Origin of the sequence: Pseudomonas sp. PDM03, assembly GCF_014852385.1 — a bacterium.
GTDB lineage: Bacteria > Pseudomonadota > Gammaproteobacteria > Pseudomonadales > Pseudomonadaceae > Aquipseudomonas > Aquipseudomonas migulae.
The window spans coordinates 85478-98911 of record NZ_JACVBM010000007.1 but is presented as its reverse complement, the minus strand read 5'-3'; the positions used below and the strand labels follow the sequence as shown (position 1 = coordinate 98911).

Annotated in this window: 15 protein-coding genes; 5 read left to right on the top strand and 10 right to left on the bottom strand. The window is 59.3% G+C overall.

Features of this window, described 5'->3' with window-relative positions; translation table 11 throughout:
• The first annotated feature begins 15 nt into the window (after window positions 1-15).
• The gene (locus IB254_RS12840) at window positions 16-246 is read left to right on the top strand and encodes a hypothetical protein (protein WP_192417703.1); all 231 of its coding nucleotides are present in this window, start codon (window positions 16-18) and stop codon (window positions 244-246) included.
• Window positions 247-419: 173 nt separating this feature from the next.
• Here IB254_RS12840 and IB254_RS12835 read toward each other — a convergent pair whose 3' ends face one another.
• Window positions 420-998: a hypothetical protein gene (locus IB254_RS12835; RefSeq protein ID WP_192417526.1), complete on the bottom strand. Its 579-nt coding sequence runs from the start codon at window positions 996-998 to the stop codon at window positions 420-422.
• On the bottom strand, window positions 991-1623 hold the full coding sequence (locus IB254_RS12830) for a hypothetical protein (RefSeq protein WP_192417525.1): 633 nt from the start codon (window positions 1621-1623) through the stop codon (window positions 991-993). Before IB254_RS12830 ends, IB254_RS12835 begins: the two co-directional genes overlap by 8 nt.
• 342 nt (window positions 1624-1965) lie before the next feature.
• Here IB254_RS12830 and IB254_RS12825 point away from each other — a divergent pair, with 342 nt between their 5' ends.
• Window positions 1966-2205 (top strand): DUF2789 domain-containing protein, encoded by a 240-nt coding sequence (locus IB254_RS12825; RefSeq protein ID WP_192417524.1) that lies wholly within the window; start codon window positions 1966-1968, stop codon window positions 2203-2205.
• Here the strand turns inward: IB254_RS12825 and IB254_RS12820 are convergent, their stop codons facing one another.
• From IB254_RS12820 to IB254_RS12810, 3 genes are all read right to left on the bottom strand, one after another.
• Entirely contained in the window at window positions 2206-2409 is a 204-nt protein-coding gene (locus tag IB254_RS12820) for a hypothetical protein (protein ID WP_008035852.1), read from the bottom strand. It abuts the gene before it with no gap.
• A 1049-nt stretch (window positions 2410-3458) separates the two neighbouring features.
• The gene (locus IB254_RS12815; RefSeq protein WP_225602348.1) at window positions 3459-4682 is read right to left on the bottom strand and encodes a methyl-accepting chemotaxis protein; all 1224 of its coding nucleotides are present in this window, start codon (window positions 4680-4682) and stop codon (window positions 3459-3461) included.
• Between the two features lie 581 nt (window positions 4683-5263).
• Window positions 5264-5668: a TraR/DksA family transcriptional regulator gene (locus IB254_RS12810; protein ID WP_007907888.1), complete on the bottom strand. Its 405-nt coding sequence runs from the start codon at window positions 5666-5668 to the stop codon at window positions 5264-5266.
• Window positions 5669-6040: 372 nt separating this feature from the next.
• Here IB254_RS12810 and IB254_RS12805 point away from each other — a divergent pair, with 372 nt between their 5' ends.
• Entirely contained in the window at window positions 6041-6652 is a 612-nt protein-coding gene (locus tag IB254_RS12805; RefSeq protein ID WP_008043540.1) for a glutathione S-transferase, read from the top strand.
• A gap of 206 nt (window positions 6653-6858) precedes the next feature.
• Here IB254_RS12805 and IB254_RS12800 read toward each other — a convergent pair whose 3' ends face one another.
• Window positions 6859-7791, bottom strand: coding sequence for a hypothetical protein (locus tag IB254_RS12800; protein WP_192417522.1), 933 nt, complete (start codon window positions 7789-7791; stop codon window positions 6859-6861).
• Window positions 7792-7978: 187 nt separating this feature from the next.
• Window positions 7979-8314: a hypothetical protein gene (locus IB254_RS12795; RefSeq protein WP_318653016.1), complete on the bottom strand. Its 336-nt coding sequence runs from the start codon at window positions 8312-8314 to the stop codon at window positions 7979-7981.
• A gap of 148 nt (window positions 8315-8462) precedes the next feature.
• On the opposite strand from IB254_RS12795, the gene IB254_RS12790 reads away from it, so the two are divergent.
• Both IB254_RS12790 and IB254_RS12785 read left to right on the top strand, forming a co-directional pair.
• The gene (locus IB254_RS12790; protein ID WP_008028105.1) at window positions 8463-9146 is read left to right on the top strand and encodes a response regulator transcription factor; all 684 of its coding nucleotides are present in this window, start codon (window positions 8463-8465) and stop codon (window positions 9144-9146) included.
• A complete protein-coding gene (locus IB254_RS12785) occupies window positions 9124-10518 on the top strand; it encodes a sensor histidine kinase (RefSeq protein WP_192417521.1) in 1395 nt (464 codons plus the stop codon). Before IB254_RS12790 ends, IB254_RS12785 begins: the two co-directional genes overlap by 23 nt.
• Before the next feature lie 645 nt (window positions 10519-11163).
• Here IB254_RS12785 and IB254_RS12780 read toward each other — a convergent pair.
• From IB254_RS12780 to IB254_RS12770, 3 genes are read right to left on the bottom strand one after another with little or no spacing between them, the layout of a single operon-like run.
• Entirely contained in the window at window positions 11164-11574 is a 411-nt protein-coding gene (locus IB254_RS12780) for an SRPBCC family protein (protein WP_192417520.1), read from the bottom strand.
• Between the two features lie 27 nt (window positions 11575-11601).
• Complete coding sequence (locus tag IB254_RS12775) at window positions 11602-12399, bottom strand: SDR family NAD(P)-dependent oxidoreductase (RefSeq protein WP_192417519.1); 798 nt, start codon at window positions 12397-12399, stop codon at window positions 11602-11604.
• A gap of 2 nt (window positions 12400-12401) precedes the next feature.
• Complete coding sequence (locus IB254_RS12770) at window positions 12402-13418, bottom strand: aldo/keto reductase (RefSeq protein ID WP_192417518.1); 1017 nt, start codon at window positions 13416-13418, stop codon at window positions 12402-12404.
• Between the last annotated feature and the right edge of the window lie 16 nt (window positions 13419-13434).

Below are 13434 nucleotides of genomic sequence, written 5' to 3'. Positions count from 1 at the left end.
GGGGAAGGCTGCTACGTGACGGAATTTGATATCGGTGAATTTTTTATCCGGGGCGAAGCCAGAGAAGTCGAAGGCGAATTCCAGGCGGTCATTGTCATGCGCGCCAAACCGCCGCTGACCACGGTGACGTATCACCAGGTCGAGAAGGATCGTTGGTTCAAAACCTCGGACGTCGCCGAAATCGCCGCAAAGGAAGCCGCCAAGGCACTGAAGCTTGCGGTCGATGAAGGGGCATTGAAAGCCTGAAATGGGGGGTGGGCAAGTCCGGGAGCCGGCGCTGGACAGCGCGATTTTCATGACCGCCAGCGCGCTGTATCAGGCCAGAACGGGCCTCGCCGACAAGGTCGGCACCTCGGCCCGAGAGGTGTCAGCGGCGTGCCAACCTTGCACAGGTTGCACGCCGTCATAGCGACAATCGATCAGATCAGCTTGCGCTTGACCGCTTCATCCAGCGTGCTTTGGGTTAAGTGCTTGAGCAACACGTCCCCTCGTTCATTGAACGGCGCCCCGACAATCAGCAGAATCTGCAACCAGGTGCGAGTGCTCTCCTGCTTGACGATTTTGCCCAGCACGTTGCCTTCCTGATCCTTGAACACCGTTTCCAGCGTGAAGGTATTGCTGTACGTAGTCGGGATCACGAAAAACGTGAATCCCGTCAGCCAGGCACTGGCGATATTGCCTTGTTCATTGTTGGTCAACGTACTCGTGACGTACAAGTTCGAGTCAACTTTGTCCGTGGTCACGCTTTTGAACTGTCCGGATTCCTTGAAGGTTTCCAGCATGTTCTTTTCCACCAGCGCCGCATTGTCCCCGGCGCCCGACAGTTCGCCGTTGAACTTCTGCTGAATGGTCACGTGCAGATAAGCACTGGGCTTGTCTTGCCGGGCCTGGGCCGGTGGCCACTGATCCACCGGTGGCAAGCTGTGCTGGGAGTAGGAAATGCAGCCCGTCAGGACGCTACTGGCCATCAACAGCAAAACCAAAAGGTACTTATTCATGTGCAGCCAATTCCTTTGACAGTGGACGCAGTTGAGGGGTGGCACCGGCCAGCAATTGAGCGATCAATTCGCGCAGCTGAGTACCGCCCAGGCGGGGATTGAGATAATCGGCATTCCACATGCCGACATTCTTGTCGAGCTTCACCTTCTCGACCGACCTGGCCAGTTGCTTGCCCTGACGGTCTTCGATGATCAGTTCACCCGCGAGGTCGTATTTGTCGACGTAAATAGGACCGTCGACCCAGATCCAGAGGGTCAAGGTCAACAGCGCACCTGGAAGGTAAGCCGGGTGCATGGTGCGTTTGCCTGCCAGCGAGGTCAGGTTGAACTTGAGCACCACGTCGTCCTCACCGGCCTTGGCCGGGAACGCCACGATTCGCTTGAAGTAATCGCTTTTGTCGACATAGACGCTGATCTGCTCGGTCAACTGTTGGCTGCCGGCGACACGCACCTTGTCGTCCAGATCGGGGGCGGAAATCACGACGTCGCTGATCTCGGCACTACGATCAAGGGTGGATGGCGCGGGGTTCAAGGGTTCGCCAATGGGGCCCAGCGGTGTGAACGACACACAACCAGTCAGCGACAGGCCAAGCGCGATGGCCATCAGATAAACAAGACGCTTCACTGCTTACATCCTTTTCATGCGGGATCGGGGACGCGTCGACTCGAAAGAAAATCGCGCAAGGGATGGGCAATTCAGCACTGAAAGGCGGAAATCCTGGGGGAGCGAGTGTCGCCTACATCCTTGTTCGAACTCTTTGAATGGCGGCTCTGTGACGCCAAAAACGCGACAGCATCGTAATCGTTGAGGCCCTGACAGACAATAGCCCATTGCCATCATTGTGGCGATTCCGGAGAAAGCTGCTAAACCCCTATCGAACTCTTGGCGTGCGGCTCCCTCAGATGCAATGACACTGCATTGCCGATTCCACACTCGATGCGACTGAATGACCTGAAGGAGATGCAGATGGATTCACCTACACACGACTTGAAAGGCTTGTTCGACCAACTCGGTCTGGACTCCAGCGAGAAGGCCATCGACGATTTCATCGCCAGTCATTCGCCTATGCCCGATGATAAAAAGCTCATCGATGCCGAGTTCTGGACGCCGCAGCAGGCCGGTTTCCTGAAAGAACAATTGCGTGAGGATGCTGATTGGTCACGGGTGGTTGATGACCTGAATTTGCGTATGCATCAGGTTCACTAGTCAATGCAGGCTGTCGGGGGCTTCGGCGCTTAATTGGGCCAACCAGGCAGCCTTGCACTCCTCCGCTTCATCGCGACGGGAGAATGCCGTCCCCCGGCGTTCGCCGTTCAGCAGCACGACCCAGCAGACGCTCTGCCCCTGCGCTCGCAAACTGGCGGGCACACCGCTGCCGATCATGACGGCGACATCGACTTTGCTTTGCATGCTGACCTCTTTGACTTCATTAGCAACCTAACTATGAAGGTATGGTAATGAGTTCATGTGCGAGGAAACAGCAACTGTGTTGCATAGATTAGTTGCTGGAATCGCAATAATGGTGGGGTTGGGGGGCATATCCTTTGCTGCGGTGATGGCGTCTATTGGTTTCGCCCTTACGGCGAGTCACTTGGAAGAGCCCCAAGTAACCAAGGGCTCTTGCCCCTTTCGTTCGGTGGCTCGCTAATGCTCGCCATGCCCTCGCTCCGGTCCTGCTCCGTGGGCCCGCCGCCATCGGCCATCCATGGCCGGGGGCGGCTAACCCGGCATCCATGCCGGGTTGCCCACTGCGCAGAACCTCCACTCGGCCTCTCGAGGGGGCGCTCAGATCAAAAGCTGAAGGCGAGCTAACGCTCGGCCTGATGAGTGGTGGGAATCAAAAGCGTATGAGATTCCCTGTAGGAGCCGGCTTGCCGGCGAAAAGCGTCGGGGCAACGCGTTCATTCAGACAGCCCGCGTTATCGTTGACCTCCATCGCTGGCAAGCCAGCTCCTACAATTTTGAATCGTGTGAACCCAATCCCGTGTAGGAGCCGGCTTGCTGGCGATAGCGGCCGTCCAGCCAACACATTCATTGCCTGACCCACCGCCATCGCCAGCAAGCCGGCTCCTACAGGGGATTGGTGTACATATCGGGAATGAGTGAACTCATCAGAGAAGGACAACGCAGACAGCTGAAGAGCCAGGTCGGCTTTCAGGCCGCCTCGGCGGCTGTGGCGGTAGTCGCCCCCTCGAGAGGCCGAGTGGAGGTTCTGCGCAGTGGGCAACCCGGCATGGATGCCGGGTTAGCCGCCCCCGGCCAGGGATGGCCGATGGCGGCGGGCCCACGGAGCAGGACCGGAGCGAGGGCATGGCGAGCACTAGCGAGGCACCGAACGAAAGGGGCAAAAGCGCTTTGGTTACTTTCGCGCTTTTCGAAAGTGACCCGCTGTAAGAGCGGAACCAATAGAAGCCATCACCGCAGAAACGGATATACACACACCCCTAAAACAATACCAATCAACGAGCCCCCTGCGGCTTATACCCCAACCGCAAACCACCCCAATGCCGCCCCTTGAGCATGATCGGCACCGAAAGATCGTGCATCAACTCCCCCGTGTCCCGCGTATAGGTTTGCAACAAAACAGCCTGTTGATGGCTGCCACAACGAATCCCGGTACGGTCGGCAAATTTGCGTTTAGTGCGGTTTTGCAGCGTATCGACCTGCGCATCACCGGTCAGTGGCTGACTGAAAACCTTGTTATGGGTCGGCACATAACCTTGCTGCGTGCAGGCGATGGCAAACACCAGGCCTTCATGGCGCGGCAGCAACGGTTCCTGAATCGCCGGCAAAACCTTATCGGTGTAGCGGTCGAAACGGGTCTGGTACTTGGCCGGACTGGTGTCAGGAATGGCCTGATAACTGCGGTCGAACAAGTCATCGAGACTGACAAGCCCCTGGTCGATATCCGCCTCAAAGCGTGCCGTAATCTGACGCGCGCCTTCGCGGGCCAGGTCATAAATCCGCTGGTGATAGTCATCCAGTCCGACCTCGGCCAGACGCTCGCTGATGGTTTCGGCCTGACCTTCCATTTGCACCGCGGCTTGCGCCAGACGCTGAGTCTGTTGATCGCTGATCGCCAGATCGCTGCGCATCTGTTCGATGGCGTGAAACAGGCTGTCGAGTTGTTCGCGGTTGGTGTCGGCCCCCTTGGCAATATCGCCGACCTGACTTTCGACGCCTGCCGCCAGGCGGGCAATGTTTTCCAGGTGCTGGCCGGTGTGTTCGACCTGCTGGACACCGATGTCGAGGTCGCTGGACAGCTGCCGGATCTGCTCCACCACTTGCGCGGTGCGTTGCTGGATATCGGCAACCATCTCGCCGACTTCGCCGGTCGCCGTCGCTGTGCGCGCGGCCAGGCCGCGAACCTCGTCGGCGACCACCGCGAACCCGCGACCGTGCTCCCCGGCCCGTGCTGCTTCGATGGCCGCGTTCAATGCCAGCAGATTGGTCTGGCTGGCAATGGACTGGATCACCAGCGTGACCCGCTGGATATCGTCGCTGCGCAGGCTCAGGGCTTCGATCAGCTCACGGCTGTTGCTGGCGCGCTGACTGAGTTGATGCATGCGGGTGATGGATTCGACCAGCTCCGTGCGCCCTGCCGCGCTGCTCTGATGCGCTTCGCTGGCGGCACTGAGGGCCGTTCGACTGAGTGTCGAGGTGGCTTGTTCGGTGGCGATCATCACTTCAGCGTTGCTGACAATCTGTGCCGCGGCACCGAGTTGCGATTGGAGTTTGTCAGCCAGTTGCTTGACCGAAAAGGCCACGCCGGCGGCCGACAAGGCGTTATGACTGGTGGTGTAGGAAAGATCGCGAGTCAGTTCGGCGATGGCGCTGGAGTTGTCGGCAGATGGTTCTTCGGGAATGGCACGAGAACGTAGCCGAGGTAGCCAGATAATCAGGACGGCCAACGGCAAGCCAACGTAAAGCGGCCAGCCACCCAGCGCCACGCCGCACAGCAAGAGCATCAGGGCAATGCTTTGCAACGTCGGCGTCAGCCAGCGGGTCTTCGGTGCAAACACTGGTGCAGGCAATGCCCCAACCAGAGATCCGTCTCTCGTCATCTTCGTCACCCCATGCGTCTTCTAATTGTTGTGACTGCATTAAACGCCACTAGAGGGCCATTATCCATGGTCCATTAGTAGTGGTCGTTGCAGCAGATCAATAGAAGTGCGCGAGGTTTTTCGCAGACGAAAAAAAGCATCGCGGGCAAGCCTTGCTCCTTCAGGAGTGAGGCTTGCCCGCGATGCGGGGCGCTACGAAATCAGGCCTGACGCTGGTGCTTGTCGATCTGTTCGTGACGCTCTTGCGCTTCGATGCAGTACTTGGTGGTCGGGCTGATCAGCAGACGCTTCAGGCCAATGGCCTCGCCGCTGTCGTCGCACCAGCCGAAGCTGTCTTCCTTGATGCGCTCCAGCGCCTGTTCCAACTGAGGCAGCATGCGCTGGTCGCGATCGATCGCGTTCACCAGCCAGGTGCGCTCTTCTTCGACAGAAGCTGCGTCAGCCGGATCGGCCGGGGTGTCCAGGCTCTCGATGGCGATGCGGTTCTGTTCGATGCGCTCATGGGTTTCGACTTTCATGTTCTGCAACAGCTCAGAGAAAAAAGCATGTTGCTCGGCATTCATGTAGTCATCCGCCGGCATGGCCAGCAACTTGTCCTTTGTCATTGATATCTCTATAAAAAAACGTGCATTAAGGCGAATTAGGGAGCGTTCCGGCGGACCTGGTCTGGCCATCGGAAAGGCGCCGTTTATTCCAAGCGCCACCCGGCACTCAATTTACGAGGGGCGGCAGTCTAAGGCCGACTTGAGGCCTCAGCAACTGAAAAGACAGCGAATTTGTCCGACAAAGCCCCGAAAGTGCTCTATGTCAGCCTTTACGGTGGTTATCGGAGTGCGTTTATAGCAAGAAATTCAACCGAGCGGCTGTATATAGAAGACAAATGGCCTCAACGGTGGTGTTTACCGAGCACATTTGCAGGGCAATGAACCTCAGCTAAGGTTGTCCTCCCGAAATGGCAAATCTTGAGGAGAGGTTCAATGAAGCTGATCGGCATGCTGGATTCGCCCTACGTGCGACGCGTTGCCATTTCCGCCAAACGCCTGGGCATCGACCTCGATCATCAGTCGGTTTCGGTGTTTCGGCACTTCGAGCAGTTCCAGCAGATCAACCCGGTGGTCAAGGCGCCGACGCTGGTACTGGATGACGGCGAGGTGTTGATCGACTCGACGTTGATCATCGATTACCTGGAGGCACTGGCCGGACCGGGTAACAGCCTGATGCCAGAGGACCTGAACCAACGCCTGCGTTCGTTGCGCTTGATCGGCCTGGCGTTGGCAGCCTGCGAGAAGTCGGTGCAGCTTTATTACGAACGCAACCTGCGGCCCGCGGAAATTCAGTTCGAACCGTGGGTGGAACGGGTCGAGGGGCAATTGGCGGCCGCGTATTCGGCACTGGAGCGGGAGCTGGAACTGCGACCGTTGAAGACTGACGGTTCGATTGATCAGGACGGGATTACATTGGCGGTGGCCTGGAGCTTTACCCGACTGGTGGTGCCGGATCAGGTGGATGCCTGGCAGTTTCCGCTGATCAGTGCGTTTACCGATTATGCCGAGGGGCTTGAGGCGTTTGTGAGTACACCGATTGAATAGATAGTTGTGTCGCGCCTGCCTTGCCGCCTTCCACATCAATCTGACAGCCAGTCCGCCCAAATAAAAACGCCGCTCCTGCCCAGGGCAGAAGCGGCGCAGGCATGAGCCTCAGCGGATCAATGCATGAACAGCGCGATCAGGATGATGATCGGGATCGGTACACCGAGAAAAAACAGCAGTAATGAGCGCATGATAATTCTCCAGGGTTAGCGAACAGGTACGGTGGTTACATAAGCGTCGGATTCCAGATACACCACCGCATCCCGACGACGGCCGCCGTAGGTAGCGGCGAGGCTGGCGAAAAACGCACCGATCAGCAGCGCGATAAACATCCACAGCGACGTCCACGCAACGACTTTGGCGGCCGTGTCTGCCGCTTGTTGGGCCGCCAGTTTGGCGTCGGCGACGGCTTTTTGCGTGCGGGCATAGACTTCGTCGACACGACGCTCAGCGTCCGCTTGCGTCAGGTTGGTCCGTTGAGCCACCAGTTGCGCCAGATACGTGCGGTCTTCGGCCGCCAGTTGACCGTCGTTGCTCAACGAGCGAACGAAGATGCGGGTCACGGTGCCACGCGCAGCGTCATCGCTGATGGCTGCGGGACGATCATCGCGGAACAGGCTGTCGACGAAATAGCCGTATTGATCGCTGTCGGCATTTCCGGCGGCAGTGCCCGCCGCTTGCGTGGCCACACTTGCGGCACCACCGACCACACTCGCCCCGGCTTGCACACCACCGCTGACAATGCCGCTAACCGAGCCGACGACCAGCGTCGCGGTCACCAGCGTCGCCACACACCAGGCCAAAAAGCCATGCGCCGTGTCGCGAAAGTAGACTTCATCGCCATGCATATTCGCCCATTTCACCCGCAGGCGACCGGCGATGTAACCACCAAGCCCGGAAGCGACGATTTGGGTGACGGCCAGCCAGACGATCGTTGAAATGCCCAGGCCCTTGGCGCTGACGCCTTCATGTGCCCATGGGGAAACCGCCGAGAAGCCCAGCCCGAAACCGAGCAACACCAGGATCAGCGACAACGCCGCCGCAGCAGCGGCCCCAGCGAAAATCGCCCCCCAGGAAACACCCGACAGCGTGCTTGACTCTTCTGCAGCAGGATAGAAACCATCGGAGGATTTATTCATTGTTATGTCGCTCCAAGCAGGAAAGATGTTGTTACAACTCGTCAGGTGAGGAATTGCAGTCAACGTGCCAGTCGCTCGATTTCAATAAATAGATATATTTCAGTGACCTATAAAATTTGAACTTCTTATGCCCATGCAATTTGCAAGGAACGGGCCGGTGCAACGGGTTTTATGCATTGCAGATGAGCTACTTGCGTTTGTAGCTCTTGTTACCGCTGGGTGTCAGGCAATACACCCCGCCTCGTGGGCCGGTGCAAAACGAACCTGAGCCGCAGGTGCAGCCATCGGAGCTCTGCATTAAGGTTTGCGGGCGAGCCTGGCTTGAATCGCCATAACGTGCCGAGCAACTTTTCTTCGAGGCGCTGATAGAGCCGTCATTACACAGGAACAGGTCGCCATCACAACGATCGATACCGCCCTTCTTTCCCGAACACGGAGTGTTCCCCGCCAAGGCACTCCCGCTGATGACACACAGCAACAACACAACAATCGACATCCCGCCACGGCGAATCAAAGTGCGCACAGTCGAACTCCCTTTCAAGGTTATGGCCAGATGATATCAATGTTCCGGGCCGCTCCATGAGCCACATGAAAGTTAATTTAAAAAGTCGCCGGCATTTCTTGGCAGAATGCCCACACACTTGCCTTGAACTGACTATCAGGTCCGCCCTATGACCCGCATCTTGACCATCGAAGACGACGCCGTGACCGCCCGGGAGATCGTCGCCGAACTGAGCAGCCACGGCCTCGACGTGGATTGGGTCGACAATGGCCGTGAAGGTCTGGAGCGCGCGGTCAATGGCAACTATGACTTGATCACCCTCGACCGCATGTTGCCCGAGCTCGATGGCCTGGCGATCGTCACGACGCTGCGGACCATGGGTGTCGCGACACCGATTCTGATGATCAGCGCCCTCTCCGATGTCGATGAACGCGTGCGTGGTTTGCGCGCCGGCGGTGACGATTACCTGACCAAACCGTTTGCCACCGATGAAATGGCCGCCCGCGTCGAAGTGCTGCTGCGCCGGCAAAACACCGTGACCGCCCAGGCCACCACGCTGCGGGTCGCGGACCTGGAACTGAACCTGATCAGCCACGAAGCCAGCCGCGACGGCCAGTTGCTGACGCTGTTGCCCACCGAGTACAAGTTGCTGGAATTCCTGATGCGCAACACCGGGCAGATTCTGTCGCGGATGATGATTTTCGAAGAGGTCTGGGGCTATCACTTCGACCCCGGCACCAACTTGATCGACGTGCACATCGGCCGCCTGCGCAAGAAGATCGACCCGCCCGGCAATGTCCCATTGATTCGGACCGTGCGAGGCTCGGGTTATGTCATTGCCGAACCCCTCTAAAGGCTGGCGCTCTTCCAGCAGCCGGTTGCTGGCGCTCTACAGTTCGCTGTTCGTGCTCTGGAGCGGGATTCTCATGGGGGTCATGTATTACGAGGTGTCCGCCTACCTGGACAACCTGGCCAAGCACTCGCTGATGCAACGTCAGCATTTGTTCTCGCGTTTTTCAGGCGAGCAATTGGTGGACGCCCTCGCTGTCAGCATGACTTTCGATATTCGCGGCATCGACGCCTATGGCCTGTTCGATGCCGAGCATCGATACCTCAACGGTGCCCTGCGCCACATTCCTAAAGGTTTGCCGCTGGACGGCAAGATTCACATGCTCAGCGATTGCGCCGACTCCGATGACCCGACGCTGCCCGCCGACAGCTGCGACGCCGTGGCGACCCAGACACGGGACGGTCGCTGGCTGATTCTGGTGCGCGACAACGGTTCGCTGTTCGCCGTGACCCGCATCATTCTGCACGCGCTTTTCTGGGGTGTGACCCTGACCATTTTGCCGGGCATCGTCGGATGGCACCTGTTGCGCCGTCGACCGTTGCGACGCATTCGCGGGATTCAGGCCAGCGCCGAAGCGATTGTTGCCGGTGACCTGACCCGACGTTTGCCGCTGTCCAATCGCCGCGACGAGCTGGACATGCTCGCCGCCATCGTCAACGCCATGCTCGAACGCATCGAGCGTTTGATGAACGAGGTCAAGGGCGTGTGCGACAACATCGCCCACGACTTGCGCACGCCGCTGACCCGCTTGCGGGCGCAGTTGTACCGCATGCAGCAGCAGGCCGGCGAAGGGTCGGCAGAAGCGACACAACTCGATTCGGTGCTCGCCGAAGCGGATACGCTGATGGCGCGTTTTCGCGGGTTGCTGCGGATCTCCGAGCTGGAGGATCGTCAGCGGCGTTCCGGTTTTGTGCAGTTGGATCCGGTGCCGTTGTTGCAGGAGCTGCACGACTTTTATCTGCCGTTGGCGGAAGAAGGCGAACTGACGTTCAAGCTGCAATTGCCTGACACTCTGCCGCCGCTGAACGGCGACCGGGCGTTGCTGTTCGAGGCGCTGGCCAACCTGTTGAGCAACTCGATCAAATTCACGCCGCCGGGCGGCGAGGTGATTTTGCGCGGGATCAACGAAGGTGGGCATACGCGGATCGAAGTGCTCGACTCCGGCCCCGGCATTGCGCTGGCCGAGCGCGAGGCGGTGTTTCAGCGCTTCTATCGCGCCGAGGGCGGCAATCAGCAAAGCGGCTTCGGGCTGGGCTTGTCGATCGTCGCGGCGATTGTCAGCCTGCATGGGTTTACGCTTGAAGTGGCTGACAGCGAATCGGGCGGCGCACGGTTGGTGCTCGATTGCCGGCAGAGCCTGATTGCTCAAACTTGACGCGATTTCCCTGAACAGACACAGCCCCCCCCTTGTAGGAGCCAGCCTGCTGGCGATGGCGATTTCACGGACGCCATCGCCAGCAGGCTGGCTCCTACAGAATTGGAGGATGTTTGAGATGTTGGGTTAACACAAAACCTGTAGGAGCCGGCTTGCTGGCGATGGCGATCTTGCGGACGCCTTCGCCGGCAAGCCTGGCTCCTACAGGGTTGGGGGATGTTCGGGATGTTGGGTTAACACAAAACCTGTAGGAGCCAGCCTGCTGGCGATGGCGATCTTGCGGACGCCTTCGCCGGCAAGCCTGGCTCCTACAGAATTGGGGGGATGTTCGGGATGTTGGGTTAACACAAAACCTGTAGGAGCCGGCTTGCTGGCGATGGCGATCTTGCGGACGCCTTCGCCGGCAAGCCTGGCTCCTACAGAATTGGGGGGATGTTCGAGAGTTGGGTTAACACAAAACCTGTAGGAGCCGGCTTGCTGGCGATGGCGATCTTGCGGACGCCTTCGCCGGCAAGCCTGGCTCCTACAGGGTTGGGGGATGTTCGGGATGTTGGGTTAACACAAAACCTGTAGGAGCCGGCTTGCCGGCGATGGCGATCTTGCGGACGCCATCGCCAGCAGGCTGGCTTCTACAGGGGATCGGGTTTACACAGGGTAGTTGGCCCGCAGGGCTTCGAGGCCACCCTGGTAAATTCCGGCAAACAACGCCGCCACTTCATCTTCGGTCACACCGACCGGCGCAAACCGCCCCGACCAGGTCACTCGGGCGCCCTCGCCCTGCGCTTCAACGCGGATCGTCGCCAGGTAATCCGTCGCCGGAAACGGCGCCTGCAATATCGAGTAGCTATACGTCTTCCCGGCGTTATCAAACGACTCAAGCCGTTCCACCACTACCGCGCCATCGGCGGTTTGCAGACTGCGCACCCGCCCGCCTTCGCTCAGTTCGCTTTTGGGAATGAACGGCAGCCAGTCCGGCAGCGAGTTGAAACCGCCGATCAATTGCCAAACCTTGTCGGCCGAAACCGGGATGTCGATAGACGCTGATGCAGTTGCCATGTAGTCCTCTCTCCTCAATCAAAAAATTCAGATCGCCAGGCTGTCGACGACACCGCCGTCGACTCGAAGGGCGGCACCGGTCGTGGCCGATGACAGCGGCGAAGCGATGTAAGCCACCAGGTTGGCGACTTCCTCGACATCCGCCACGCGCTGGATGATCGACGTCGGCCGAGCCTTGCGCACGAACGCATCGGCTTCTTCGCGCACACTGCGCCCCGATTCGGCCGTGGCGTCCTTGAGCATCTGCTCCAGACCATCGGTCAACGTCGGGCCTGGCAGGATCGCATTCACCGTCACGCCCGTGCCCGCCAGCCGTTTGGCCAGGCCATGAGACACCGCGAGGTTGGCGCTTTTGGTCACGCCGTAGTTAAGCATGTCGGCCGGGATCGCAATCCCGGATTCCGAGGACAGGAAAATCACCCGGCCCCAGCCCTGCTTGACCATGTCCGGCACGTAATGCCGCGACAGGCGCACACCGGAGATCACGTTGACCTCATAGAACCGCGTCCACTCGCTGTCCGGCGTGTCGAAGAAATCCACCTCGTTAAAGATCCCGAGGTTGTTCACCAGAATGTCCGCTCGTGGTTCGGCGGCGAACAATTGCTCGGCGCCTTCGGCGGTGCCAAGGTCCGCGGTCAGGCCACGCAGTTGCGCGCCCGGCACGCTCTGGCGGATGCTCGCCAGCGCTTGCTCGACCTTGGCCGTCTCGCGGCCGATCACCACCACCGTCGCACCGGATTCGGCCAGTGCCTTGCTGATGCCCAGGCCAATACCGGCGGTGCTGCCGCTGACGATGGCGAGTTTTCCAGTCAGATCGATCTTCATGCTCAAACTCCTGCGAGGGGTAATGGAGCGCGTTCGGACACCAGTTTCGCGTCGCGCATGGCTTGCCAGAATGCAGCGGGAATGACGGCTGACAACGCAGCCACATCTTCAGCAATCCGGTCCGGACGGCTGGAACCTGGAATCACGGCGGCAACGGCCGGGTTCGCGAGGGAGAACTGCAATGCAGCGGCCTTGATGTCGACGCCGTGAGCCGCCGCGATACGTTTGATCTGCTCGACTTTATGGATGATCGCCGGGCTGGCCTTCTGGTATTCGAAATGCGCACCGCCGGCCAGAATCCCCGAGCTGTAGGGACCACCGACCACGATCTCGACGTTCTGCGCCAGCGCGGCGTCCATCAGGCGTTGCAAGGCACGGTCGTGATCAAGCAGCGTGTAGCGGCCCGCCAGCAGAAAACCGTCCGGCTGGGCTTCGGTCAGATCCAGGGTCAGCTCACACGGCTCGACCTTGTTCACGCCCAGGCCCCACCCCTTGATCACGCCTTCTTCGCGCAAACGGGTCAGCACTTTGAACGCGCCGGTGCGGGCCTGGTTGAAGTATTCCAGCCATTGATCACCGTAGAAGTCCTGCGCGATGTCGTGGACCCAAACGATGTCCAGACGATCGGTTTGCAGACGCTTGAGGCTGTCTTCGATGGAACGCATCGTCGCGTCGGCGCTGTAATCGTTGACGATCTTGTTTGGGCGGCCGTGTTCGAACACGCCGCTCTTCTCACCCAGATCACGGGCGGCTGCGTCTTCGACTTCATCCAGAATCACCCGCCCGACCTTGCTGCTCAGCACATAATCGTCGCGGTTGTATTGGGACAGCGCGGCGCCCAAGCGAATTTCCGACAGGCCCGAACCGTAAAACGGCGCGGTGTCGAAGTAACGCACGCCGGCATTCCAGGCAGCGTGCACAGTCGCCAGCGCTTCTTCTTCAGGGATGGCGCGGAACATGTTGCCCAATGGGGCGGTACCGAAACCCAGCGCGCCGGGCAGTTTGTCTTTCAAGCTCATGAAAAAATCCTCTCGA

Coding starts and splice junctions, on each gene's coding strand:
- IB254_RS12790 (WP_008028105.1), top strand. CDS start 8,463: ATGACCCGCATCTTGACCATCGAAGACGACGCCGTGACCGCCCGGGAG.
- IB254_RS12810 (WP_007907888.1), bottom strand. CDS start 5,668: ATGACAAAGGACAAGTTGCTGGCCATGCCGGCGGATGACTACATGAAT.
- IB254_RS12820 (WP_008035852.1), bottom strand. CDS start 2,409: ATGCAAAGCAAAGTCGATGTCGCCGTCATGATCGGCAGCGGTGTGCCC.
- IB254_RS12825 (WP_192417524.1), top strand. CDS start 1,966: ATGGATTCACCTACACACGACTTGAAAGGCTTGTTCGACCAACTCGGT.
- IB254_RS12780 (WP_192417520.1), bottom strand. CDS start 11,574: ATGGCAACTGCATCAGCGTCTATCGACATCCCGGTTTCGGCCGACAAG.
- IB254_RS12800 (WP_192417522.1), bottom strand. CDS start 7,791: ATGAATAAATCCTCCGATGGTTTCTATCCTGCTGCAGAAGAGTCAAGC.
- IB254_RS12805 (WP_008043540.1), top strand. CDS start 6,041: ATGAAGCTGATCGGCATGCTGGATTCGCCCTACGTGCGACGCGTTGCC.
- IB254_RS12770 (WP_192417518.1), bottom strand. CDS start 13,418: ATGAGCTTGAAAGACAAACTGCCCGGCGCGCTGGGTTTCGGTACCGCC.
- IB254_RS12785 (WP_192417521.1), top strand. CDS start 9,124: ATGTCATTGCCGAACCCCTCTAAAGGCTGGCGCTCTTCCAGCAGCCGG.
- IB254_RS12835 (WP_192417526.1), bottom strand. CDS start 998: ATGAATAAGTACCTTTTGGTTTTGCTGTTGATGGCCAGTAGCGTCCTG.
- IB254_RS12775 (WP_192417519.1), bottom strand. CDS start 12,399: ATGAAGATCGATCTGACTGGAAAACTCGCCATCGTCAGCGGCAGCACC.
- IB254_RS12815 (WP_225602348.1), bottom strand. CDS start 4,682: ATGATCGCCACCGAACAAGCCACCTCGACACTCAGTCGAACGGCCCTC.